Genomic DNA, 24223 nt, shown 5'->3' on the forward strand with positions numbered 1-24223 from the left:
CGGTGCGATCCGTGTCGGAGCGGTCAGAAGGAGTCGACGGCGCGACGGGCCTCCGGGTCGAGGATGCCCCAGTTGATGAGCTCCTCGGTCAGGTCGCCGGGCGACTTGTCGTAGATGACGGCGAGCGAGCGCAGGTCCTCGTGGCGGATGGACAGCACGCGGCCGTTGTAGTCGCCGCGCTGGCTCTGGATGGTGGCCACGTAGCGGGACAGCGGGCCGGCCTTCTCCTGCGGCAGCTGCTGCATGCGCTCCAGGTCGATGACCAGCTTGGGCGTCGGGCCCAGGGGGGCGGGGGCGGCGCCGCCGGGCAGCAGCTCCGACATCGGCACCCCGTAGAAGTCGGCCAGCTCGGCCAGCTTCTGCACGGTGACGGCGCGGTCGCCGCGCTCGTAGGAGCCCACCACGACGGCCTTCCAGCGTCCGTGGGACTTCTCCTCCACCCCGTGAAGGGACAGGCCCTGCTGGGTGCGGATGGCACGCAGTCGCGCGCCGAGGGACTTGGCGTATTCGGATGGCATCTTCTTGTCGCTCCCGGCCGTGACAGTGGCTGGCGTGGTGGGGGAGGCGCCCGCGGGGCCCGGCGGCGGTACCGCCGGAGGTCACGGGGTGCAACCCCACCCGGTAATGGTTACAGACAGTGACGGTAGGGGGGTCTGCCCCCCAGGTCAAGCTGTTGGTGTGAAACGCGACTAATCGGTGGCCAAACCGTGCGTAAGTGAGACTCCTCTCATGTCAGGACCGATCGTGATGAGTGGTGCATCACGGCGATGCGAAAAGCCCGTTCTTTCAGGGGGTTTCGCATTTGTCGGCCATGTGAGGTGTGTACGTAGCGTAGTCGTCGCATCGCTCGCCGGGCTCGTCATCCCGTTTGTCTGTGTGACGAGAGTCACATTGGCTCGCGTTGTCTCCGGACCCGCCCCCGGTCACCGCGGGCTCCGCTGATAGCGTTGGCCCGATCGACATCCTTTAACGACCTGTTCAGCGAGGCAGGGAAGGGGGTCACTACTTTGCGTGCGCAAAAACCCACGGCAAGTGACACAGGTGGCGGTGCGGCGCCACCGGAGGTGCCCGAGGGCACCCGGGCCGTCCTCGACGGCAGCGAGATCAACCGCGCACTGACCCGCATCGCCCACGAGGTGCTGGAGCGCACCAAGGGCGGGCACGGCGTCACCCTCCTCGGAATCCCCTCGCGCGGCGTGCCCCTGGCCGCCCGCCTGGCCGAGCGCATCGAACGCGTCGAGAACCTGGCCGTCCCCCACGGCTCCCTCGACATCACCATGTACCGCGACGACCTGCGCACCGCCCCGCCCCGGGCGCTGGGCCGCACCGAGATCCCCGCCGGCGGCCTGGACGACCGCGTGGTCGTCCTCGTCGACGACGTCCTCTTCTCCGGCCGCACCGTCCGCGCCGCCCTGGACGCGCTCAACGACCTGGGCCGCCCCCGCGCCGTCCAGCTCGCCGTCCTCGTCGACCGCGGCCACCGCGAGCTGCCGATCCGCGCCGACTACGTGGGCAAGAACCTGCCCACCTCGCTGCGCGAGAGCGTCACCGTCCGGCTCGCCGAGACCGACGGCCACGACGCGGTCCTCCTCGGGCCGTCCCGTCCCAAGAGAACCACCGGCACCGAGGGGAAGGACTCCTGATGCGCCACCTGCTCTCCACCGGGGACCTCACCCGCGACGAGGCCGTCCTCATCCTGGACACCGCCGCCGAGCTGGCCCAGGTCGGCGACCGCTCCGTCAAGAAGCTCCCCACCCTGCGCGGCCGCACCGTGGTCAACCTCTTCTACGAGGACTCCACCCGCACCCGCACCTCCTTCGAGATCGCGGCCAAGCGCCTGTCCGCCGACGTCGTCAACTTCTCCGCCAAGGGCTCCAGCGTCTCCAAGGGCGAGAGCCTCAAGGACACCGCCCTCACCCTCCAGGCCATGGGCGCCGACGGCGTCGTCATCCGCCACAGCGCCTCCGGCGCCGCCCACCGCCTGGCGAACTGGGTGGACGGGTCGGTCCTCAACGCGGGCGACGGCACCCACGAGCACCCCACCCAGGCACTGCTCGACGCCTACACCATGCGCGCCCGCCTGGGCCGCCTGGAGGGGCTGCGCGTCGCCGTCGTCGGCGACATCCTGCACAGCCGGGTGGCCCGCTCCAACGTCCTGCTGCTCACCACCCTGGGCGCCCACGTCACGCTGGTCGCCCCGCCCACGCTGCTGCCGGTCTCGGTGCACACCTGGCCCTGCGAGGTCTCCTACGACCTCGACGACGTCCTGCCCAAGTCCGACGTCGTCATGATGCTGCGGGTGCAGGCCGAGCGCATGCAGGCCTCCTTCTTCCCCTCCGTGCGCGAGTACAGCCGCGGCTACGGCATGGACGGCGCCCGCCTGGCCCGCATGCCCGAGGACTCCATCGTCATGCACCCCGGCCCGATGGTCCGCGGCATGGAGATCTCCGCCGAGGTCGCCGACTCCCCGCGCTGCACCGTGGTCGAGCAGGTCGCCAACGGCGTGAGCCTGCGCATGGCCGTGCTCTACCTGCTGCTCGGCGGCTCCTGAACCACCCGGCGCGCCCGCTCCGGCGCGCCCGGCGCGGCCTCCGGCGGACCACCGCCGCCCGCGCCCGCGCACTTCTCCACGAACGACCACTGAGGAACGAAACCGCGATGCCCGACACCCACGGACCGCACCTGATCCGCGGTGCCCGCCCGCTCGGCGGCGACCCCGTCGACATCCTGCTCGCCGACGGCCGGATCGCCGAGACCGGAACCGACCTGACCGCCCCCGAGGGCGCCGAGGTCGTGGACGGCACCGGGCTGATCGCCCTGCCCGGCCTGGTGGACCTGCACACCCACCTGCGCGAGCCCGGGCGCGAGGACGCCGAGACCGTCGAGACCGGCTCCCGCTCCGCCGCCATGGGCGGCTACACCGCCGTGCACGCCATGGCCAACACCGACCCCGTCGCCGACACCGCCGGAGTCGTCGAGCAGGTCTGGCGGCTGGGCCGCGAGGCCGGATACTGCGACGTGCGCCCCGTCGGCGCCGTCACCGTCGGCCTGGCCGGGGAGCGCCTCTCCGAGATCGGCGCCATGGCCAGGTCCGCCGCCGCCGTCCGGGTCTTCTCCGACGACGGCATCTGCGTCTCCGACGCCCTGCTCATGCGCCGGGCCCTGGAGTACGTCAAGGCCTTCGACGGCGTCGTCGCCCAGCACGCCCAGGAGCCCCGCCTGACCGAGGGCGCCCAGATGAACGAGGGCCGCGTCTCCGACCGCCTCGGCCTGCCGGGCTGGCCGGCCGTCGCGGAGGAGGCGATCATCGCCCGGGACTGCCTGCTCGCCCAGCACGTCGGCTCGCGCCTGCACGTGTGCCACGTCTCCACCAAGGGCTCGGTCGACATCATCCGCTGGGCCAAGGCCCGCGGCTGCGACGTCACCGCCGAGGTCACACCGCACCACCTGCTGCTCACCGACGAGCTGGTGGAGAACTACGACCCGGTCTACAAGGTCAACCCGCCGCTGCGCACCGCCGAGGACGTGCAGGCGCTGCGCGAGGGCCTGGCCGACGGGACGATCGACATCGTCGCCACCGACCACGCCCCCCACCCCAGGGAGGCCAAGGAGACCGAGTGGTCCACGGCCGCCATGGGTATGGTCGGCCTCGAGACCGCGCTGGCGGTCGTGCAGCGGACGATGGTCGACACCGGTCTGCTGACCTGGGCCGACGTCGCCGACCGCATGTCCGCGGCGCCCGCCCGCATCGGCCGGGTCGCCGACCACGGCCGCGGCCTGGCGCCCGGCGAGCCCGCCAACGTGGTCCTCTACGACCCCGCCGCGCCCTACGAGGCGGACGGCACGGCCATGGTCACCAAGAGCAGCAACACGCCCTTCCGGGGCATGACCCTGCCCGGCCGGGTGCGCGCCACGTTCCTGCGCGGCGTCCCCACGGTCCTCGCGGGGGAGATCCAGTGAACAACGCAGTGAGCAGCGCCCGGGCCGTACCCGGCGCGGCAGAGGGGGGAAACGTGTCAGAGGCAACCGGCGGACCGGCGATCCTGGTCCTGGAGGACGGCAGGGTCTTCCACGGCCGATCCTTCGGCGCGACCGGGGAGACCTTCGGGGAGATCGTCTTCAACACCGGGATGACCGGCTACCAGGAGACCCTCACCGACCCCTCCTACCACCGCCAGATCGTCGCGATGACCGCGCCGCACATCGGCAACACCGGCGTCAACGACGACGACCCCGAGTCCGGCCGCATCTGGGTCGCCGGGTACGTCGTCCGCGAACCCGCCCGCATCCCCTCCAACTGGCGCGCCCAGCGCACCCTGGACGAGGAGCTGCGCCGCCAGGGCGTCGTCGGCATCGCCATGACCGGCACCCGCGCCCTCACCCGCCACCTGCGCGACAAGGGCGCCATGCGCGCCGCCGTCAGCAGCGTCGAGACCGACCCCCGGGCCCTGCTGGCCCGTGTCCTGGAGCAGCCCCGCATGGCCGGGGCCGACCTGGCCGGCGAGGTCAGCACCGACGCGCCCTACGAGGTCCTGCCGCCCGAGGGCGTCGAGACCCGCTTCCACGTCGCCGCCGTCGACCTGGGCATCAAGGCCATGACCCCGCAGCGCCTCGCCGAGCGCGGCTGCAAGGTGACCGTGCTGCCCGCCACCGCCACCGCCGAGGACCTCCTCGCCCTGGACCCGGACGGCGTGTTCTTCAGCAACGGCCCCGGCGACCCCGCCACCGCGGACGGCCCCGTCGCCGCCATGCGCGGGGTCCTCGACGCGGGCAGGCCCCTGTTCGGGATCTGCTTCGGCAACCAGATCCTCGGCCGCGCCCTGGGCCTGGGCACCTACAAGCTGCCCTTCGGCCACCGCGGGGTGAACCAGCCGGTCATCGACACCGCCACCGGCAAGGTCTCCATCACCAGCCAGAACCACGGGTTCGCCGTGGACGCGCCGCTCGAGGGCACCTTCGAGACCCCCTACGGGCGCGCGCAGGTCAGCCACATCGGCCTCAACGACCAGGTGGTCGAGGGCCTGCGGCTGCTGGACCGCCCCGTGTTCAGCGTCCAGTTCCACCCGGAGGCCGCCGCAGGCCCCCACGACGCCGCCGGGCTCTTCGACGAGTTCGTCGACCTGATGTCCGCCGCCCAGCCCACCGCGGCTGCCGAGAAGTAAGGAAGACAAGAGCATGCCGCGCCGTAGTGACCTCTCCTCCGTCCTCGTGATCGGATCCGGTCCCATCGTCATCGGGCAGGCGGCCGAGTTCGACTACTCGGGCACCCAGGCCTGCCGGATCCTGCGGGCCGAGGGCCTGCGGGTCATCCTGGTCAACTCCAACCCGGCCACGATCATGACCGACCCGGAGATCGCCGACGCCACCTACGTCGAGCCGATCACCACCGAGATGATCGAGAAGATCATCGCCAAGGAGCGCCCCGACGCCCTGCTGCCCACCCTGGGCGGGCAGACCGCGCTCAACGCCGCCGTCGCCCTGCACGAGGCCGGGATCCTCGACAAGTACGGCGTCGAGCTCATCGGCGCCAACATCGCCGCCATCCAGTCCGGCGAGGACCGCGAGAGCTTCAAGCGCATCGTCGAGCGCATCGGCGGCGAGTCCGCCCGCTCCAGCATCTGCCACACCCTCGACGAGTGCCTGGCCGCCGCGGACGAACTGGGCTACCCGGTCGTCGTGCGCCCGTCCTTCACCATGGGCGGCGCCGGCTCGGGCTTCGCCCACGACGAGGCCGAGCTGCGCCGCATCGCGGGCCAGGGCCTGGCGCTCTCCCCGACCACCGAGGTGCTCCTGGAGGAGTCCATCCTCGGCTGGAAGGAGTACGAGCTGGAGCTGATGCGCGACACCAACGACAACGTCGTGGTCGTCTGCTCCATCGAGAACCTCGACCCCATGGGCGTGCACACCGGCGACTCCATCACCGTCGCCCCCGCCATGACCCTCACCGACCGCGAGTACCAGAAGCTCCGCGACATCGGCATCGCGGTCATCCGCGAGGTCGGCGTGGACACCGGCGGCTGCAACATCCAGTTCGCCGTGCACCCCACCACCGGCCGGGTCATCGTCATCGAGATGAACCCCCGGGTCTCGCGCTCCTCGGCGCTGGCCTCCAAGGCCACCGGCTTCCCGATCGCCAAGATCGCCGCCAAGCTCGCCGTCGGCTACACCCTCGACGAGATCCCCAACGACATCACCAGGAAGACCCCGGCCAGCTTCGAGCCCACGCTCGACTACGTGGTCGTCAAGGCCCCCCGGTTCGCGTTCGAGAAGTTCCCCGGCGCGGACCCCGGGCTCACCACCACCATGAAGTCGGTGGGCGAGGCCATGGCCATCGGCCGCTCCTTCCCCGAGGCCCTCCAGAAGGCCATGCGCTCCCTGGAGAAGCCCGGCGTCGGCTTCACCTGGGCGGGCACGCCCGGCGACAAGGACGAACTGGTCCGCGCCGCCGCCACTCCGACCGAGTTCCGGCTGCGCCAGGTCCAGCAGGCCTTCCGCGCCGGGGCCACCGTCGAGGAGCTGTACGAGTCCACGCGCATCGACCCCTGGTTCCTGGACCAGATGCTGCGCCTGGAGGAGACCGCCCGCGCCCTGGCCGCCGCGCCCAAGCTCGACGCCGGCGTCCTGCGCGCCGCCAAGGAGATCGGCTTCTCCGACGTCCAGATCGGCGAGATCACCGGCAAGAGCGAGGACGTGGTCCGCGAGCTGCGCAACGCCCTGGGCATCCACCCCGTCTACCTGACCGTGGACACCTGCGCCGCCGAGTTCGAGGCCACCACGCCGTACCTGTACTCCAGCTACGACGAGGAGACCGAGGTCCCCGTCGGCGACAAGCCCAAGATCATCATCCTGGGCTCGGGACCCAACCGCATCGGCCAGGGCGTGGAGTTCGACTACTCCTGCGTCCACGCCTCCTTCGCGCTGTCCGACGCCGGGTACGAGACCGTGATGGTCAACTGCAACCCCGAGACCGTCTCCACCGACTACGACACCAGCGACCGGCTCTACTTCGAGCCGCTCACCCTGGAGGACGTGCTGGAGGTCGTCCGGGCCGAGCAGCTCGCCGGGCCCGTCGTCGGCGTCATCGTGCAGCTGGGCGGCCAGACCCCGCTGGGCCTGGCCCGCCGCCTCAAGGACGCCGGGGTGCCCATCATCGGTACCAGCCCCGAGGCCATCGACCTGGCCGAGGACCGCGGCGAGTTCGGCAAGGTCCTGAGCGAGGCGGGGCTGCCCGCGCCCAAGTACGGCACCGCCTACTCCTTCGCCGAGGCCAAGGCCGTCGCCGACGAGATCGGCTACCCGGTCATGGTCCGCCCCTCCTACGTGCTGGGCGGCCGCGGCATGGAGATCGTCTACAACGAGACGATGCTCGCCGACTACATCGAGCGCAACGCCCAGGTCAGCCCCGAGCACCCGGTGCTGGTCGACCGCTTCCTCGACGACGCCATCGAGATCGACGTCGACGCCCTCTACGACGGCACCGACCTGTACCTCGGCGGCGTCATGGAGCACATCGAGGAGGCCGGCATCCACTCCGGCGACTCCGCCTGCTCCCTGCCCTCCATCACCCTGGGCAAGGAGGACATCGAGCGGATCCGCTACTCCACCGAGGCCATCGCCCGCGGCACCGGGGTGCGCGGCCTGATCAACGTCCAGTACGCGCTCGCCTCCGGCGTGCTCAACGTCCTGGAGGCCAACCCGCGCGCCTCGCGCACCGTGCCGTTCGTCTCCAAGGCCACCGCCGTGCCGCTGGCCAAGGCCGCCGCCCGCGTCATGGCCGGCGCCACCATCGCCGAGCTGCGCGCCGAGGGCATGCTGCCCGCCACCGGCGACGGCGGCGACCTGCCCGTGGACGCCCCGGTGTCGGTCAAGGAGGCGGTGCTGCCCTTCAACCGCTTCATCGACAAGCAGGGCGAGGGCGTCGACACGATCCTGGGTCCGGAGATGCGCTCCACCGGCGAGGTCATGGGTCTGGACGTGGAGTTCGGCGCGGCCTACGCCAAGTCGCAGCTGGCCGTCACCGGGGACCTGCCCGTCAGCGGCCGGGTGTTCGTGTCGGTGGCCAACCGCGACAAGCGCTCGATGATCTTCCCGGTCAAGCGCCTGGCCGACCTGGGCTTCGAGATCCTCGCCACCGAGGGCACCGCCGTGGTCCTGCGCCGCAACGGCGTCCGCGCCACCGTGGTGCGCAAGCACAGCGAGGGCCCCGGGCCCGAGGGCGAGAAGACCATCGTCCAGCTCATCCACGACGGGGGGGTCGACCTCATCGTCAACACCCCGTTCGGCGGGGCGGGCCAGGCCGGACCGCGCCTGGACGGGTACGAGATCCGCACCGCGGCCGTGGTGCGCGCCGTCCCCAGCGTCACCACGGTGCAGGGGCTGGCCGCGGCGGTCCAGGCGATCGAGGCCCGGGTGCGCGGCGACGTCGGGGTGCGCTCCCTCCAGGAGCACGCCCGGGCGCTCACCGCGGGCCGGTAGCGGTCCTTCGCCCGGCCCCGGAGCACCGGCGGCCGCCGCACCGGTACGGCCCTAGGCTGTAGGGAACCGGACGGCACGGGCGCCGCGGTGGGCACACCGCGGCGCCCCCAGGCACCAGGCGCGAGAGAGGCCACACCCAGACGATGAGCGACTACGGACCGGTGCAGGTCAGGTGCCCCGTGCTGAACGTGCGCAGGGTGGACGCCTACTACGCCATCACCGTCGTCGCCCCCGGGATCGCCGAGCGGTTCCGCTCGGGCCAGTTCGTGTCGGTGGCGGTGGGCGGCGACCACTCCAGCACGCTGCTGCGGCGCCCCTTCGCCATCCACGACGTCAAACCCGACTACGGCGGCACCGTCGAGTTCCTGTTCGCGGTGCGCGGCACCGGCACGGCCTGGCTGGCCGAGCGGCGCTCCCGCGACCTGCTGGACGTCGTCGGGCCGCTGGGGCGGCCCTTCCCGCTGCCCCGTGACCCGGTCAACTGCGTCCTGGTCGGCGGCGGCTCGGGCAGCGCCCCGCTGTTCCCGCTGGCGCAGTCGCTGCGCCGCCGGGGCTGCCGGGTGGACTTCGTGCTGGGCGGGGCCTCCGCCGACCGGGTGTTCAGCGCCATCACGGCCCGCCGGATCGCCGAGACCGCCGTCTTCACCACCGACGACGGCTCCTTCGGGACCCGCGGCCGGGTCACCGACGTCCTGGGCCGGGTCATCGAGGAGTGCCGCTCCGACGTGGTCTACGCCTGCGGCCCCATGCCGATGCTGCGCGCGGTCACCGCCGTCGCCGGCACCCACGGCATCCCCGTGCAGGTGTCGGTCGAGGAGACCATGGCCTGCGGCACCGGGATCTGCATGACCTGCGTGATCCCGGTGGTGGGGGAGGACGGCATCACCCGCATGGTCCGCTCCTGCGTGGACGGCCCGGTGTTCCGCGGCGAGCAGGTGCGCTTCGACGACGTGGGCACCATCCCCTTCGACGCGCTGGGCGCGCCCGGCTGGAAGGGCGCCGGGGCCTCGCGGCCCGCGGAGTCGGCCCGCGACATCGCCTGACCGTCCGGACGCGCCCGCCGACCCCACACCACCGACCGGGAAAGACACGGTGAACACAGACCTGAGAGTCCGGTTGGGCGCCCTGGAGCTGCCCAACCCGGTGGTGACCGCCGCCGGGTGCGCCGGTTCGGGCCGGGAGCTGGCCCAGTTCTTCGACATCGCCGAGATCGGCGCCGTCACCACCAAGTCCGTGATGCTGGAACCGCACGCCGGGCGCCCGGCGCCGCGCATGGCCGAGACGCCCAGCGGCATGCTCAGCACCACGGGGATGCAGGGACCCGGCGTGGACGTGTTCCTCCAGCGCGACCTGCCGTGGCTGCTGTCCCGGGGCGGGCGGGCCATCGTCTCCGTCGCCGGCTCGGGCACCGCCGAGTTCGGCGAGCTCGCCCGGCGGATCTCCGCGGAGCCCGGCGTGGACGCGATCGAGGTCAACCTGTCGTGCCCGGACCCGGCCGACCCGGACGGGCGGCGGTTCGCCGACGACGCCGCGCGCGCGGCCGCCGTGGTGAGCACCGTGCGGTCGCACGCCCGGTCGGACCTGCCGGTGCTGGCCAAGCTCGCCGCGGACGTGCCCGACGTGGTGGCCCTGGCGACCGCCTGCGTCGAGGCCCGAGCGGACGGCCTGTCGATGATCAACACCGTGCGCGGCATGGCCGTGGACCCGCGGACGCTGCGCCCCGCGGTGGCCGGGGGCATCGGCGGGCTGTCGGGCCCGGCCGTCAGGCCGCTGGCGGTGGGCTGCGTGTACCGGGTCCACGAGGCGCTGCCGGAGGTGCCGATCATCGGGATGGGCGGGGTGCGCACCGGCGCGGACGTCGTGGAGTTCATGGCGGCCGGCGCCAGCGCGGTCGCGGTGGGCACGGTCAACTTCTCCGACCCCTCGGCGTGCGTGCGGGTGCTGCGCGAGTTCACCGAGGCGCTGGAGTCCAGGGGCGTCCCCCGGGCCGCGGATCTGGTGGGCGCCGCCCACCGCCCCGGAACCGGGGTGTGAGGGGCCCGCCCGGCCCGCGCATGCCCTGACCGGCCTGAACGGCGCTGAGGTGGCGCTGTGCGACCGAACGCCTGCGTCCCGGTGCGGATGGGCCGGAACCCGGGCAAAGGCCGCCTACGGCCGCTTGGGCGGTCGTTACGGCGAAGTGACCCTCATCGGGCGCATGAAGCGCTCGGTTCTGGGAACCGCACACCATGTCGGTGTGCACAGGACGGTGAACGTGCATTCGCAATCACGTTCGTAAGAACGCGGCGAATGCGACGCATCGGCCACGGGGCCGATGGCACACGAAAGGGAGTAATCGATGACCGCGCCTTCCGCGCCCATCGCAGTCGCGATCGACGCCAAGGAGATCGAGACCGCTGCGACCTGGGCTTCGGCGGTCGCCCCCCACGTCAGCACGGTCAAGGTGGGGCTGGAGCTCTACCTGCGCTACGGCCCCGAGGTCGTCAGCGCGGTGCGCGGCGCCAGCGGGGTCGGTGTCTTCCTCGACCTCAAGCTCCACGACATCCCGGCGACGGTGGCGGGGGCGGCGCGCAGTGTCGCCGGGCTCAAGCCCGCCATCCTGACCGTGCACGCCGGGGGAGGGGCGGACATGGTCCGGGCCGCGGTGGAGGCCGCCCCGGACACCGAGATCGCCGCCGTGACGGTGCTCACCTCGATGGACGAGAAGGACCTGGAGCAGGTGGGGCTGCTCGGGCCGGCTCGCGACGCGGTGCGCCGGCTGGCGGTGCTGGCGGTGGGCGCCGGGGCCCGTGCCCTGGTCTGCTCGCCCCAGGAGGTGGCCCTCGTGCGCGCCGAAGTGGGCCCGGACATCACCCTCATCACGCCGGGCGTTCGCCCGGCGGGGGCGGACAGGGGTGACCAGTCGCGGGTGGCGACCCCGGAGGAGGCCATCGCGGCGGGGGCGGACCTTCTGGTCATCGGCCGCCCCATCACCCGGGCGCCGGACCCCGGTGCGGCGGCGGCCTCCATCGCGGAGGCCGTACGCCGTGCCGGGGGCCGCGTCTGACGCCCGGAGGAGGCCGGATTCGGTCACAGAGGGTCACTGATTCGGTATGTCCCAAATGCGGAATCCGCAGCTGAGAGTGACCCGGCTCACCCCTCTGTGACCTGCGCAGGTGGCATGCTTTATGACCCGGCCAATCGGGACCAAAGTCCCGATTTTCATCTCTTAGAGCAATTGAGTCGCTACTCTGGGTAGTTAGTTCGATGAAATAGCCGCTGAAAGGGCACTTTACGTTGCCTAACAGGGGTCAGACCTACTAACTTGCGCAGGCGTCCGCCCTCTACAAACGAGTAGAAATCCGAGGTGACCCGGCGTGGCCCTTCCTCCCCTCACACCCGAGCAGCGCAGCGCGGCTCTCGAGAAGGCCGCCAAGGCCAGAAAAGAGCGCGCTGAGGTCAAGAACAAGCTGAAGAACGGCGGCATCTCGCTGTCCAAGGTGCTCGCCGACGGGCTCAAGGACGACGTCATCGGCAAGATGAAGGTCTCGGCCCTGCTCGAGTCCCTCCCCGGCGTGGGCAAGGTCCGCGCCAAGCAGATCATGGAGCGGCTCAACATCGCCGAGTCCCGCCGCGTCCGCGGCCTGGGCACCAACCAGCGCGCGGCCCTCGAGGCCGAGTTCGGCGACCTCACCAAGTAACACCGCGTCCGCGGACCCCGGGCCGCCGCGTCCCCCACAGACGCGGCGGGCCGGACCGCACGCGGCGACCACCCCCGGGTGGACCCGCACCGGGCCGTGACCACGGTCGACCCCTCTCGGGGGCGCACCGCGGTCACGGCCCGGTGGTATAAATGAAGCTTCCCGCGCCCGAACGCGAGGATGAACCCCGCACGCACCCGCCGCCCGCGCGGTGGGCGATCCCGGGCCCGGAGCGGCCCCGTCGCCGAGCGCCCCAGAGCGCGCCGCGGGCGGCCGCCCAAGGCCCGAAGGGAAGCCCGCGAGAGCCATGCCCAACCCAGGAGAACAACGGCTGATCGTCCTGTCCGGACCCTCGGGTGTGGGCAAGAGCACGGTCGTGGCCGAGCTGCGCCGGGCCCACCCCGACGTCTGGCTCTCCGTGTCGGCCACCACGCGCGCGCCCCGGCCGGGCGAGGTCGACGGGGTGCAGTACCACTTCGTCGACGACGCCGAGTTCGACCGCCTCATCGCCGACGGCGAGCTCCTGGAGTGGGCGAGGTTCGCGGGCAACCGCTACGGGACCCCGCGCCGCCCCGTCGAGGAGCGCCTGGCCGCCGGACTGCCGGTGCTGCTGGAGATCGAGCTCCAGGGCGCCCGCCAGATCCGCGAGACCATGCCCGAGGCCCTGCACGTCTTCCTGGCCCCGCCCTCCTGGGAGGAGCTGGTGCGCCGCCTCACCGGGCGCGGCACCGAGTCCGAGGAGGTCGTCCAGCGCCGGCTGGAGGCCGCCAAGGTCGAACTCGCCGCCGAGAAGGAGTTCGACACCACACTCGTCAACACGTCCGTCCAGGACGTGTGCGGCGAACTGCTAGCGTTGATCACCGCTTCCGAGGTGTGATAACGGCGCCGGGACCCCCGGTCCCGCGTACCCTGTACACCGCGGCGCACCGCGCCTCGCATCCGACCGTTCCCTGGGGGTAATCGAAAGTGGCTGGAACCGAGCCCGTCGCCGAAGGCATCACCAACCCGCCGATCGACGATCTGCTCGATCTGGTGGACAGCAAGTACAGCCTGGTCACCATGGCCTCCAAGCGGGCCCGCCAGATCAACGCGTACTACGCCCAGCTGGGCGAGGGCCTGCTGGAGTACGTGGGTCCCCTCGTGGAGACCCAGGTCCAGGAGAAGTCCCTGTCCATCGCCCTGCGCGAGATCAAGTCCGGGCTCCTCACCGCGGAGCCCTACGAGGGCACCTGAGACACGGCCTGGTAGAACTCCTGTCTGTGAGTGACACAGGAAGCAAACCCCAGGTCGTCCTCGGCGTCGGCGGCGGCATCGCCGCCTACAAGGTGTGCGAGCTGCTCCGCCGACTGACCGAGTCGGGCCACGAGGTCCGGGTCGTGCCCACGGACGAGGCCCTGCGCTTCGTCGGTGAGCCCACCTGGGCCGCCCTCTCGGGCAACCCCGTGGCCACCGGTGTCTGGGACGCCGTGCACGAGGTCCCGCACGTCCGCATCGGGCAGTCCGCGGACCTCGTCCTCGTCGCCCCGGCCACCGCCAACATCCTGGCCAAGGCGGCCGCCGGCCTCGCCGACGACCTGCTGACCAACACCCTGCTCACCGCCCGGTGCCCGGTGGTGTTCGCACCCGCGATGCACACCGAGATGTGGGAGCACCCGGCCACGCAGGCCAACGTGGCCACCCTGCGCTCGCGCGGCGCCGTCGTCCTGGACCCGGCCGTGGGCCGCCTCACCGGGGCCGACACCGGCCGCGGGCGGCTGCCCGAGCCGGCGGAGCTCTTCGAGGCCGCCCGGCGGGTGCTGAGCCGGGGGGCCGCCGCGCCCGACCTGGCCGGGGTCCGCGTCGTGATCTCGGCGGGCGGCACGCGCGAGGCCATCGACCCGGTCCGGTTCATCGGCAACCACTCCTCGGGCAAGCAGGGCTACGCCCTGGCGCGCACCGCCGCCGCCCGGGGCGCCGACGTCACCCTGGTCGCCGCCAACGTCGCCCTGCCCGACCCGGCCGGGGTGCGCGTGGTCCCGGTGACCTCGGCGGTGGAGCTGGCCGAGGCCGTGGGGGCCGAGCGGGCCGGCGCCGACGTCATCGTGATGAGCGCCGCGGTCGCCGACTTCCGGCCCGCGGCCAGCGTCGCCTCCAAGATCAAGAAGTCCGGCGCCGCGCCCGCCCCCATCGAGCTGGTCGAGAACCCCGACGTGCTGGCGGGCCTGGTGGTCTCCCGGGACCGGGAGGGCACCGCGCAGGTCATCGTGGGGTTCGCCGCCGAGACCGACGACGTCATCGCCAACGGCCGTGCCAAACTGGCCAGGAAGGGCTGCGACCTGCTCGTGGTCAACCAGGTCGGCGGCGGTCGCGCCTTCGGTACGGAGGACAACCAGGCCGTGGTCCTGGGGGCCGACGGCAGCGCCGTGGAGATCCCCCGCGGGCCCAAGGAGGACCTCGCCGACCGGGTGTGGGACCTGGTCGGGGAACGCCTTCCGAGGTGACGCACCGGCACGGGGGACTGGATTTCCCACCACCTGGTACGCCACACTTCGTTCGGGCGTCCGCGATCGGCGAGATCGGCGGGGGTGTGCCCCTCCCCACCGGCCCCGTTACAGTGGACCGATAACCAACCGCAACGGTCGGTATTGACCGTCCCGGCAGGCAGTCGGGCCGGGACGTGCCCACCGCCACATGTCAGCCAGCAGCCGCTGCAAGGAGTCACGCAACCGTGTCCCGCCGCCTTTTCACCTCCGAGTCGGTCACCGAGGGCCATCCCGACAAGATGGCCGACCAGATCAGTGACGCGATCCTCGACGCGATGCTCACCCACGACCCGGCCAGCCGTGTCGCAGTCGAGACGTTGATCACCACAGGTCAGGTCCACATCGCGGGTGAGGTCACCACTCAGACCTACGTCGACATCCCCGCCATCGTGCGCGAGACGATCCTCCGGATCGGGTACGACTCGTCCGCCAAGGGGTTCGACGGTGACTCCTGCGGGGTCAACGTCTCCATCGACGCCCAGTCCCCCGACATCGCCCAGGGTGTCGACACCGCCTACGAGGCGCGTGTCGAGCACGAGGACGACGCCCTCAACCGCCAGGGCGCGGGCGACCAGGGCCTGATGTTCGGCTACGCCAACCGGGAGACCCCGGAGCTGATGCCGCTGCCGATCAAGCTGGCCCACTCGCTGGCCGAGCGCCTGTCCGAGGTCCGCCGCAACGGCACCGTGCCCTACCTGCGCCCGGACGGCAAGACCCAGGTCACCGTCGAGTACGACGGCCAGACCCCGGTCCGCCTGGACACGGTCGTGGTCTCCAGCCAGCACTCCGCGGACATCAGCCTGGAGGAGCTGCTCACCCCGGACATCCGCGAGCACGTCATCCAGCCGGTGGTGGAGGAGTTCGGCCTGGCGTCCGACGACTACCGCCTGCTGGTCAACCCGACCGGCCGCTTCGAGATCGGCGGCCCGATGGGCGACGCGGGCCTGACCGGCCGCAAGATCATCGTCGACACCTACGGCGGCTACGCCCGCCACGGCGGCGGCGCCTTCTCCGGCAAGGACCCGTCGAAGGTCGACCGCTCGGCCGCCTACGCGATGCGCTGGGTCGCCAAGAACATCGTCGCGGCCGAGCTGGCCGAGCGGGCCGAGGTCCAGGTCGCCTACGCCATCGGCAAGGCGCACCCGGTCGGCGTGTTCATCGAGACCTTCGGCACCGAGAAGGTCGCCCCGGACCTGATCGAGAAGGCCGTCAAGGAGGTCTTCGACCTGCGTCCGGCCGCGATCGTGCGCGACCTCGACCTGCTGCGCCCGATCTACTCCAAGACCGCCGCCTACGGCCACTTCGGCCGTGAGCTGCCGGAGTTCACCTGGGAGAGCACCGACCGCGCCGCGGCCCTGCGCTCCTTCGTGGGCGCCTGAGCGCCGACGCACCCACCGTGAGGGGGCGGACGACCGGGAGGTCGTCCGCCCCCTCACTGCATGGCGCACGCACAAAAAGAACACTCCGTGTTATCAAGTAAATACACATAGTAATGTGCTGTACACGGAGGAAGCACCATGGCCGTAGCTGCGGCGATGGCGGCGCTGGGCCTGGCGGCCCTCGTCGCCCTACCGGGAGCCCCGGAGCCGGACCCGTCGGAGTCCCGGGAAGTGGTCCCCGGCGCCGAGACCCTGCACGTGTCGCTCCAGAAGACCACCGAACACGAGAGACTGTCGCCGGGGGACCGGGTGGAGTACACGATCGGGGTCCGCAACTCCGGCTCCCGGGCCGTGGCCGCGGCCGAGGTCGTCCACCACCTGCCCCCGACGATGCGCTACGTCACCGGGACGGAGGGCGCCGAGGTGGACGGCCGACGCGTCGTCTGGAGCCGGCCCCTGGAGGCGGGCGAACGGGCCTCGTTCACCGTCACCGGCGAACTGGCCGCCCTCCCCGAGGGGGCGGGGCGCCCGGTCGCCACGGCCTGCCTGCGTTCCGGCGCGAACGGGGTGCTCGTCTCCTGCGCGGCGCAGGAGCACGAGGTGCGCAGGCCGCTCGCCCCCCTGTGGGCCGTGGCCACCGCGGCGGCCGGGCTGCTCGCCCTGGCCGGCGGGGTCGCCGCGTTCCGCCTGCGCGCCCGCGCGTCCGCGCCCGCGCCGTCCGAGCCCGCGGTACCCGCGGCGTCCGGACCCGAGCCGTCCGAACCGGTACCGTCCGAACCCGCGGAGCACACCCCCGGGACGGAGCCCGGCACCGAGACCCTCTCCGGGGCCACCGTCCACCGGCTGGACGCCCACCGCTAGGGCCCGCTCCCGAACACCCCCCTGCGCTGCCGGGGGTCCGCGAGGTTCCCGGCGGGCTTGCCGGAGGCTCCGGAGGAGCGCTCCGGGGAACGCGGACCGCAACGAAGGGGCCGAGGGCCCCAGGGGCGCCGGGCGCGGTGGCGGAGCCGGGCGGCCCGCGGGGAGAGCACCGCCGGGTACGGAAAGGGCGGGTCCCGCGTCCCCTCGGACACGGGACCCGCCCCTACATGCCGGGACCGGGCGTCAGCTCAGGTCGCCGAGCGCCTTCTCCGCCTCGGCCAGCCACGCGCGGCGGGCCTCCAGCGCCTCCTCGGCCTCCCTGACGCGGCGGGCGTCGTTGTTCGCCCGCGCCTTCTCCAGCTTCTTCTCCAGGTCGGCGATCGCGGTGGACAGCTGCGCCACCGTGTCACGCGCCCGGGCCTGGGCCTCGGGGTTCTTGCGCTCCCACTCCGACTCCTCGGCGCGGCGCACCTCGTCCTCGATCTGGCGGAAGGAGCCCTCGAGCCGGTCGCGCGCGTCGCGCGGCAGCTCCCCGGCCTCCTCCCAGGCCTCCTGGAAGTCGCGCAGCCGGGCGCGGGCCCGGCGCGGGTCCGAGATCAGGCCGCGGATCTCGGTCTGCGCCTCGGCCAGGATCTTCTCCTTGGCGTCGGCGTTGACCCGCAGCTCCGCGTCCCGCTCGGCGAAGACCGCGTTGCGGGCGTCGAAGAACGTGTCCTGGGCGGCCTTGAACCGGGCCCACAGACGGTCCTCGCTGGCCCGGTCGGCGCGGCCGGTCCGCTTCCACTGCTGCATCAGGTCGCGGTAGGCGCGGGCGGTCTCGCCCCACTCGGTGGACCCGGACAGGGCCTCCGCCTCGGCGACGATGCGCTCCTTCTCGGCCCGCACCGACTCCCGCTCGTGGTCCAGGTTGGCGAAGTATGCCTTGCGCCGCTTGGAGAAGGAGTTGCGCGCCGCCGACATGCGCTTCCACAGCGCCTGCTCGGTCGGGCGGTCGGCCCGGGGGGCCTTCTTCCACTCCTCGATCAGCTGGAGCATCCGCTCGCCGCCGGACTTCCAGTGCGTGGTCTCGACCGCGACCCGCTCCGCCTCGGCGACGATGCGCTCCTTGACCTCCCGCGCCTCGCCGCGCGCCCGCTCCTGGGCCTGCTTCTGCTCGACCTTGCGGGTCTCGGCGCGCCCGGCCAGGGCGTCCAGCCGGCGGGTGAGGGCGTCGAGGTCGCCGACGGCGTGCGCCTCCTGTACGGCCGAGCGCAGCTTGTCGATGTTCGACATCGCGGCGGCGGCGGACAGGTCGGTGGTGTTGAGCCGCTTCTCCAGCAGCTCAACCTCGGTGACCAGGGAGTCGTACTTGCGGCGGAAGAAGGCCAGGGCCTCCTCCGGCTCCCCGGCCTGCCACGATCCGACGACCCGCTCGCCTTCGCTCGTGCGCACGTAGACCGTGCCGTCGTCGTCTACGCGGCCCCAAGGGTCCGTGGTCACCGTGTCCTCCTGCTGTCATGAACCCGCGGAGAGCGGGTTCTGGTCGTCGCGGTGTCCCTCGCCGATCCGTGATGGAAACCACTGTGCTGACCACGGTATCCATCCGATTCGATGATGACGGCGCGCCGTGTCTCATCCGTCCGGGCGGGCATTTCCGGCGCCCGCCGTCGGTGTCCCCCGTCGTGCCGGACCGGAGCCGAGAACCGACGGCCCGCTTTCCCGGAAGAGGCGCAGGTCGGGGCCCGGTGCACATGGGACGGTGCCCAATATGGCATTACCACGCGCTTTGGCAAAGAGTCCGGGCGTGTGCGGTGATCGAATGGTGATCAAAAGAGCGCACAGGTGTGCTCTTCCGGTCGCCCGGGCCCCGTTCACGTCGGTAGGCTCTGGTAATACCCGCGGGCGGCCCTTCCACGAGCCGCGGCCTCCCGCACCACCCGACCGAGGAACAGGACGCCACCCGCCGTGCTCATCGCCGCACTACCCACCGGACCCCTCGCCGCGAACTGCTACGTCCCGGCGGCGGCTCCGAACGGCGAGTGCGTGGTCGTCGATCCCGGCCAGGACGCGGCCGAGCCCGTCGCCAAGGTCCTGGCCGAGCACCGGCTGACGCCCGTCGCGGTCCTGCTCACCCACGGGCACTTCGACCACGTGTGGTCGGCCGCCGAGATCGCCGACGCCCACGGCGTCCCGGTGTACGTGCACGCGGCCGACCGCGGCCTGTTCACCGATCCGGGCCGGGGCGTGGACGCCGCCTTCGCCGCGCAGCTGACCGCCCTGCTGGGCCCGGGCCCCTACCGCGAGCCCGCCCGCGTGGTGGAGGTCTCCGACGGCGAGGTCCTGTCCCTGGCGGGCGTGGAGTACACGGTCTCCCATACCCCCGGCCACACCCCCGGGTCGGTGGTCTACACCACCCGCAGCGACGACGGCGTCCCGGTGATGTTCGCCGGCGACCTGGTGTTCGCGGGCTCCATCGGCCGCACCGACTTCCCCGGCGGAGACCCGGCCGCGATGGCGCGCAGCCTCGCCGGCGCCGTGCTGGGCGCGCCGGACGACACCCGCGTCCTGCCGGGCCACGGCCCGGCTACCACCGTGGGCCGCGAGCGCGCCACCAATCCCTACCTGCGCGATATCGCCGGTTGACCCCGTTCGCGCGGAACCGCCGGCCGACCCGCCGCCCGTGACCGGGCCGGTGCGCCCCGGGGCGCACCGTGCCCCGGCGCGGGTCGGGCAGACTTGACACGTACTCGAAGACGCCGAAGGAGAAGTTCGTTGATACGCACGCATGAAGCAGGTGCGTTGCGCGCCGGGAACGCCGGGGAGAGCGTCGTGCTCGCCGGCTGGGTGGCGCGCCGCCGCGACCACGGTGGCGTGGTCTTCCTCGACCTGCGCGAGGCCTCCGGTGTGGTCCAGGTCGTCGTCCGCGAGGACGACCTCGCCCACGACCTGCGCGCGGAGTACTGCATCAAGGTCACCGGCTCGGTCCGGGTCCGCCCCGAGGGCAACGAGAACCCCGACATCCCGACCGGCGCGGTCGAGGTCGTCGCCGACGAGATCGAGGTGCTCAGCGAGGCCGCCCCGCTGCCCTTCCAGCTCGACAGCGCCTCCGACGTGGCCGAGGAGACCCGGCTGCGCTACCGCTACCTGGACATCCGGCGCTCGGAGATGGCCGAGAACCTGCGCATCCGCTCCAAGGCGACCTACATCGCCCACGAGACCATGCGCGACCTGGGGTTCACCTACATCGAGACCCCGTACATGACGCGCTCCACGCCGGAGGGCGCCCGCGACTTCCTGGTCCCGGTCCGCCTCCAGCCGGGCCACTGGTACGCCCTCCCGCAGTCGCCGCAGCTGTTCAAGCAGCTGCTCATGGTCGGCGGCATGGAGCGCTACTACCAGCTCACCCGCTGCTTCCGCGACGAGGACCTGCGCGCCGACCGCCAGCCGGAGTTCACCCAGATCGACCTGGAGATGAGCTTCGTCGACGAGGAGGACATCTTCGCCGTCGGCGAGCAGCTGTTCACTCGGCTGCTGCGCGAGGTGCGCGGGATCGAGCTGCCCGAGCGCTTCCCGCGGATGCGCTTCGCCGAGGCGATGGACCGGTTCGGCTCCGACAAGCCCGACCTGCGCTTCGGCCAGGAGCTGGTCGAGATGACCGACTACTTCGCCGACACCACCTTCCGGGTGTTCCAGGCCCCGTACGTGGGCGCCGTGGTCATGCCCGGCGGCGCGTCCCAGACCCGCAAGGAGCTGGACGCCTGGCAGGACTGGGCGCGCTCGCGCGGCGCCAAGGGCCTGGCCTACGTCCTGGTCCAGGAGGACGGCACCCTGGGCGGCCCGGTGGCCAAGAACCTGTCGGACGCCGAGCGGGAGGGCCTGGCCGCCAAGGTCGGCGCCGCCCCGGGCGACGCGGTGTTCTTCGCCGCGGGCAAGCGGTTCGAGGCCCAGGAGCTGCTGGGCGCGGCCCGCCTGGAGATCGGCCGCCGCTGCGACCTGATCGACGCGTCCCGCTGGGAGATCCTCTGGATCACCGACATGCCGCTGTTCGAGGAGGCCGACGAGGAGGGCTCCTGGAAGCCGGTGCACCACCCGTTCACCGCCCCGGCCGTCGAGGACGAGGACGACTTCCAGGACCACCCGGGCACGACGAACTCGCGCGCCTTCGACCTGGTGCTCAACGGCTACGAGCTGGTCTCCGGCTCGATCCGTATCCACCGGGCCGAGATGCAGCAGCGCGTCTTCGACACGATCGGCCTGAGCAAGGAGGAGGCCGAGTCCAAGTTCGGCTTCCTGCTGGAGGCGTTCAAGTTCGGCCCGCCGCCGCACGGCGGCCTGGCCGTGGGCTGGGACCGGATCATCATGCTGCTCGCCGGGCAGCCGACGATCCGCGAGGTCATCGCGTTCCCCAAGACCGCCTCCGGCGGCGACCCGCTGACCGGCGCCCCGACGCCGATCACCGCGGAGCAGCGCGCCGAGGCCGGGGTGGACGTCGACCCGGAGGCCGAGGAGGCCTGAACCGGGTGACCGGGTCCGCGGGGGCGGTGCGCGTCGGCGCACCGCCCCCGCGGCTTTCACCGGACACGCCGCGCCCCCGTCCGGGTTGTGCCGCCGTCCGGACCGCACCGGGCACAGCCCGGAACGGTCCGCTCGGAGGGACCGCGTCCGACCTGCGCCTTCGCGCGGGATTCGGCGCCCGGGGGAGGGCCGGTGCCCGCGGCCCCGACCGGCCGCGCTCTCCGCGTTCCGGCGATACTTTCGGGAACTCCATAAAACGGTCCTAGGTGACCTATGTGAAGGAATTCCTCGGTTCTCCTGGAAAAACCTGGCCGAACATGGCCTCGTGTGACTCCTGTGGATGCGCCCGGCCGTGACATCCCCTACGGTTGTGGGCGAATCACCCTTCCCCCCACCAAGCACCGGCGTCCTCGGGAGTGGTCGCGTGGTACGACGGGGGCCTCGTCGCACCGGTGGGCGGAAATGGTGGTGAAGTGCCTTCTGTGCCACCGAGTCACGCGAGCGTAACGATTTGTGCACCGGGGTCGGCCCCTGCCGGCCCGTGGGCCCGCGTGCGCCGAACACCCCCATGCCGGTGGGCCGCACCGACCCGTGCCGCACGAGGTCGCGCGGGTGGCGCGGACGGGCGGGGGAGCCGACCGCCCTCGGAGCGCTCCCCGGAGACAGCCCCACCCCCGACACTAGAATGAGCCGAATCGGAATGTCCGCAGGGGGTGACCGTGCCCGGGCACGGCTGTGACGTCCGAGACGACATGAGGATTGAGTCCGTGAACGAAGAACGTGCTGCAGGTGGTGGTTCGCAGGGCGCGCTCGCCGGGGCGTTCCTTCACGCGCCCGAACCCATGGTGCTCACCGCGGCCGACGGCTCGATCCGCCATGCCAACCACGCCTTCCTCGCCCTCGTCGACCGCGCGGCCGACGACCTGGCGGGCCGCCGCTGGTACGACCTGCTCGCCGGGGACGACGGCCGCGCCGCCCGCTTCCACCACGAGTCCCTGGCCCACCGCACCTCCCCGAACGGCCGCCCGCGCCGCCGCCTGCGGGTCTCCGTCACCTCGAAGGCCGACCGCCTGGCCGAGGCCGAGGTACTGCCGGTGGACGGAGGCGACGCCGTGGTGCTCGTGCACGTGCTGTCCACCGAGGAGACCGACCTGCGGGTCATCGGCGAGCTGCGCACCGACAACTCCGACTCCGTCCTGTGGAGCCTGGACCTGGGCAGCGGCCGCCTGCACGAGCTCTTCGGCCCCACCCCGCTCGGTTCGCTGCTGGCCGGGGAGGACCGCGAGCTGGACCGCATCCTGGAACGCGTCCACCCCGACGACATCGCCCGGGTCCGCGACGCCATGGCCGCCTCCTTCGCCGGACGCGACTACGAGCAGCGCTTCCGGGTCTTCGACCGCCTCGGCGACGAGCGCTCCCTGCACGTGCGCGCCCGGTTCGTGCCGGGCGAGCCCGACCGCCTCGTCGGCATCGTCGACGACGTCACCGAGCACGTCCAGCTGGTGCGCCGCCTGGCCGACCGCCGCCGCACCGAGGCCGAGCACGGCCGCCTGGTCACCGAGCTGTCGTCCAAGCTCGTCTCGGCCACCACCGTCGACAAGGTCATGGACCTGCTCAGCGAGGAGTTCCTGCCGATCTTCGGCGGCTACAAGGCGGTGGCCCTGTACGTGGAGGACGGGGTGCTGCGCACCTCGCCCGGCGCCCGCGGTCGCGGCAACGCCGGCCTTATCGACGGCCGCAGCGCCTACGACACCGACTTCCCCATGGGCGCGGTGGTCCAGGACCGCCAGCCCCGCTTCTTCGAGAGCCGCGCCGAGGTCGTCAGCCGCTTCCCGGCCGCCGTCGACCTCATGCGCCACAACGACTCCAAGTCCCAGGCCTGGGCGACCGTGCCGATCTTCGGCGACGGCAAGGTCTCCCTGGGCGTCTGGCAGATGGTGTGGGACCGCCCCCACCACGCCAGCCGCGACGAGCGCGCCCTCATGCTCACCTTCGCCGGGCTGGCCGGCCAGGCGCTTCAGCGCATCAAGGCTCAGCAGGCCGAGCTGGAGCTGGCCGACGCCGTGCAGCGGCGCATGCTGCCCCGCCAGGTCGCCAGCTTCCCCGACCTGGACATCGCCACCAAGTACCTGCCCTCCCGAGCGGACTGGCGCATCTGCGGCGACTTCTACGATGTCGTCGAACTGCCCGGGGGCCGCGTCGGCCTGCTGGTCGGCGACGTCCAGGGCCACGGTGTGGAGGCGGCCGCCGCCATGGGCCAGATCCGCGCCGCCTTCCGCGCCTACGCCAGCAACCAGTCCGACCCCGGAGTCGTCCTGGGCGAGACCAACCGGCTGCTCACCGACACCGGCGAGATCGTCTTCGCCACCTGTGGCTACCTGGTGCTGGAACGGGCCACCGGAGCCATGCAGGCCGCCTGGGCCGGGCAGCCCCCGGCCATCCTGGCCGGACCCGACGGCTACGAGCTGTGGGAGCCCGAGACCGGGCCGCCGCTGGGCGTGCTGCCCGACACGGCCTACCCCGTCACCACCCGCGTCCTGGACCCGGGCACCACCCTCCTGCTGTGCACGGACGGGCTGGTGGAGAGCGCCGACGTGCTCATGGAGGCCGGCCTGGACAAGGTCGGCGCCGCCCTGGTCGAGCACTGCGAGGACCCCGAGGGTGCCGCCCGCGCCCTGGCCGAGATGGCCCCCGCCGGACGCGGCGACGACATCGCCCTGCTCGTCGCCCGCATGCGCCGCCCGGCCGCCTGAGGCCCCGCCCGGGCCGACGGGCCACGAGCCGTACCGGCCGCGAACGTCGCCGCCACCGC

Annotated in this window: 19 protein-coding genes; 17 read left to right on the forward strand and 2 right to left on the reverse strand. The window is 72.4% G+C overall.

The annotated features are described in order from the left end of the window. Positions 1-23 precede the first annotated feature (23 nt). Positions 24-518 (reverse strand): transcriptional regulator BldD, encoded by a 495-nt coding sequence (gene bldD / locus KGD84_RS09680; RefSeq protein ID WP_220559933.1) that lies wholly within the window; start codon positions 516-518, stop codon positions 24-26. A 546-nt stretch (positions 519-1064) separates the two neighbouring features. Between bldD and pyrR the strand changes: the two genes are divergently transcribed. From pyrR to KGD84_RS09750, 14 genes are all read left to right on the forward strand, one after another. Then, on the forward strand, positions 1065-1643 hold the full coding sequence (pyrR, locus tag KGD84_RS09685; RefSeq protein ID WP_220559934.1) for a bifunctional pyr operon transcriptional regulator/uracil phosphoribosyltransferase PyrR: 579 nt from the start codon (positions 1065-1067) through the stop codon (positions 1641-1643). Beyond that, positions 1643-2551 carry an aspartate carbamoyltransferase catalytic subunit gene (locus KGD84_RS09690; RefSeq protein WP_220559935.1) on the forward strand — a complete coding sequence of 303 codons (909 nt, stop codon included), beginning with the start codon at positions 1643-1645 and terminating at the stop codon, positions 2549-2551. The genes pyrR and KGD84_RS09690 overlap by 1 nt, the downstream gene beginning before the upstream one ends. Positions 2552-2658: 107 nt before the next feature. Continuing rightward, the gene (locus KGD84_RS09695) at positions 2659-3960 is read left to right on the forward strand and encodes a dihydroorotase (protein ID WP_220559936.1); all 1302 of its coding nucleotides are present in this window, start codon (positions 2659-2661) and stop codon (positions 3958-3960) included. Positions 3961-4013: 53 nt separating this feature from the next. Next, complete coding sequence (gene carA / locus KGD84_RS09700) at positions 4014-5162, forward strand: glutamine-hydrolyzing carbamoyl-phosphate synthase small subunit (protein WP_220559937.1); 1149 nt, start codon at positions 4014-4016, stop codon at positions 5160-5162. Positions 5163-5175: 13 nt separating this feature from the next. Then, complete coding sequence (gene carB, locus KGD84_RS09705) at positions 5176-8475, forward strand: carbamoyl-phosphate synthase large subunit (RefSeq protein ID WP_220559938.1); 3300 nt, start codon at positions 5176-5178, stop codon at positions 8473-8475. Between the two features lie 143 nt (positions 8476-8618). Continuing rightward, entirely contained in the window at positions 8619-9518 is a 900-nt protein-coding gene (locus KGD84_RS09710; protein ID WP_220559939.1) for a dihydroorotate dehydrogenase electron transfer subunit, read from the forward strand. Positions 9519-9567: 49 nt separating this feature from the next. Further along, on the forward strand, positions 9568-10509 hold the full coding sequence (locus KGD84_RS09715) for a dihydroorotate dehydrogenase (protein ID WP_220559940.1): 942 nt from the start codon (positions 9568-9570) through the stop codon (positions 10507-10509). A 304-nt stretch (positions 10510-10813) separates the two neighbouring features. Further along, positions 10814-11521 (forward strand): orotidine-5'-phosphate decarboxylase, encoded by a 708-nt coding sequence (gene pyrF / locus KGD84_RS09720; protein WP_220559941.1) that lies wholly within the window; start codon positions 10814-10816, stop codon positions 11519-11521. 310 nt (positions 11522-11831) lie between these two features. After that, positions 11832-12155: an integration host factor, actinobacterial type gene (gene mihF / locus KGD84_RS09725; RefSeq protein ID WP_073384130.1), complete on the forward strand. Its 324-nt coding sequence runs from the start codon at positions 11832-11834 to the stop codon at positions 12153-12155. A 307-nt stretch (positions 12156-12462) separates the two neighbouring features. Beyond that, positions 12463-13032, forward strand: coding sequence for a guanylate kinase (gene gmk, locus KGD84_RS09730; protein ID WP_220559942.1), 570 nt, complete (start codon positions 12463-12465; stop codon positions 13030-13032). 89 nt (positions 13033-13121) lie between these two features. Then, complete coding sequence (rpoZ, locus tag KGD84_RS09735) at positions 13122-13388, forward strand: DNA-directed RNA polymerase subunit omega (RefSeq protein WP_073384132.1); 267 nt, start codon at positions 13122-13124, stop codon at positions 13386-13388. 26 nt (positions 13389-13414) lie between these two features. After that, positions 13415-14635, forward strand: a complete 1221-nt coding sequence (coaBC, locus tag KGD84_RS09740; protein WP_220559943.1) for a bifunctional phosphopantothenoylcysteine decarboxylase/phosphopantothenate--cysteine ligase CoaBC — start codon at positions 13415-13417, stop codon at positions 14633-14635. Positions 14636-14862: 227 nt separating this feature from the next. Beyond that, positions 14863-16056 (forward strand): methionine adenosyltransferase, encoded by a 1194-nt coding sequence (metK, locus tag KGD84_RS09745; RefSeq protein WP_220559944.1) that lies wholly within the window; start codon positions 14863-14865, stop codon positions 16054-16056. Positions 16057-16194: 138 nt separating this feature from the next. Further along, complete coding sequence (locus KGD84_RS09750; protein ID WP_255646427.1) at positions 16195-16917, forward strand: hypothetical protein; 723 nt, start codon at positions 16195-16197, stop codon at positions 16915-16917. 243 nt (positions 16918-17160) lie between these two features. On the opposite strand, the gene KGD84_RS09755 is transcribed toward KGD84_RS09750, so the two are convergent. Beyond that, the gene (locus KGD84_RS09755) at positions 17161-18396 is read right to left on the reverse strand and encodes a DUF349 domain-containing protein (RefSeq protein ID WP_220559946.1); all 1236 of its coding nucleotides are present in this window, start codon (positions 18394-18396) and stop codon (positions 17161-17163) included. Between the two features lie 465 nt (positions 18397-18861). Between KGD84_RS09755 and KGD84_RS09760 the strand changes: the two genes are divergently transcribed. From KGD84_RS09760 to KGD84_RS09770, 3 genes are all read left to right on the forward strand, one after another. Beyond that, positions 18862-19539: an MBL fold metallo-hydrolase gene (locus KGD84_RS09760; protein ID WP_220559947.1), complete on the forward strand. Its 678-nt coding sequence runs from the start codon at positions 18862-18864 to the stop codon at positions 19537-19539. Positions 19540-19668: 129 nt separating this feature from the next. Continuing rightward, positions 19669-21411: an aspartate--tRNA ligase gene (gene aspS, locus KGD84_RS09765; RefSeq protein ID WP_220559948.1), complete on the forward strand. Its 1743-nt coding sequence runs from the start codon at positions 19669-19671 to the stop codon at positions 21409-21411. An 842-nt stretch (positions 21412-22253) separates the two neighbouring features. After that, positions 22254-24164, forward strand: coding sequence for a SpoIIE family protein phosphatase (locus tag KGD84_RS09770; protein WP_370634684.1), 1911 nt, complete (start codon positions 22254-22256; stop codon positions 24162-24164). Positions 24165-24223: the final 59 nt, after the last annotated feature.

This window comes from Nocardiopsis changdeensis (assembly GCF_018316655.1).
GTDB lineage: Bacteria > Actinomycetota > Actinomycetes > Streptosporangiales > Streptosporangiaceae > Nocardiopsis > Nocardiopsis changdeensis.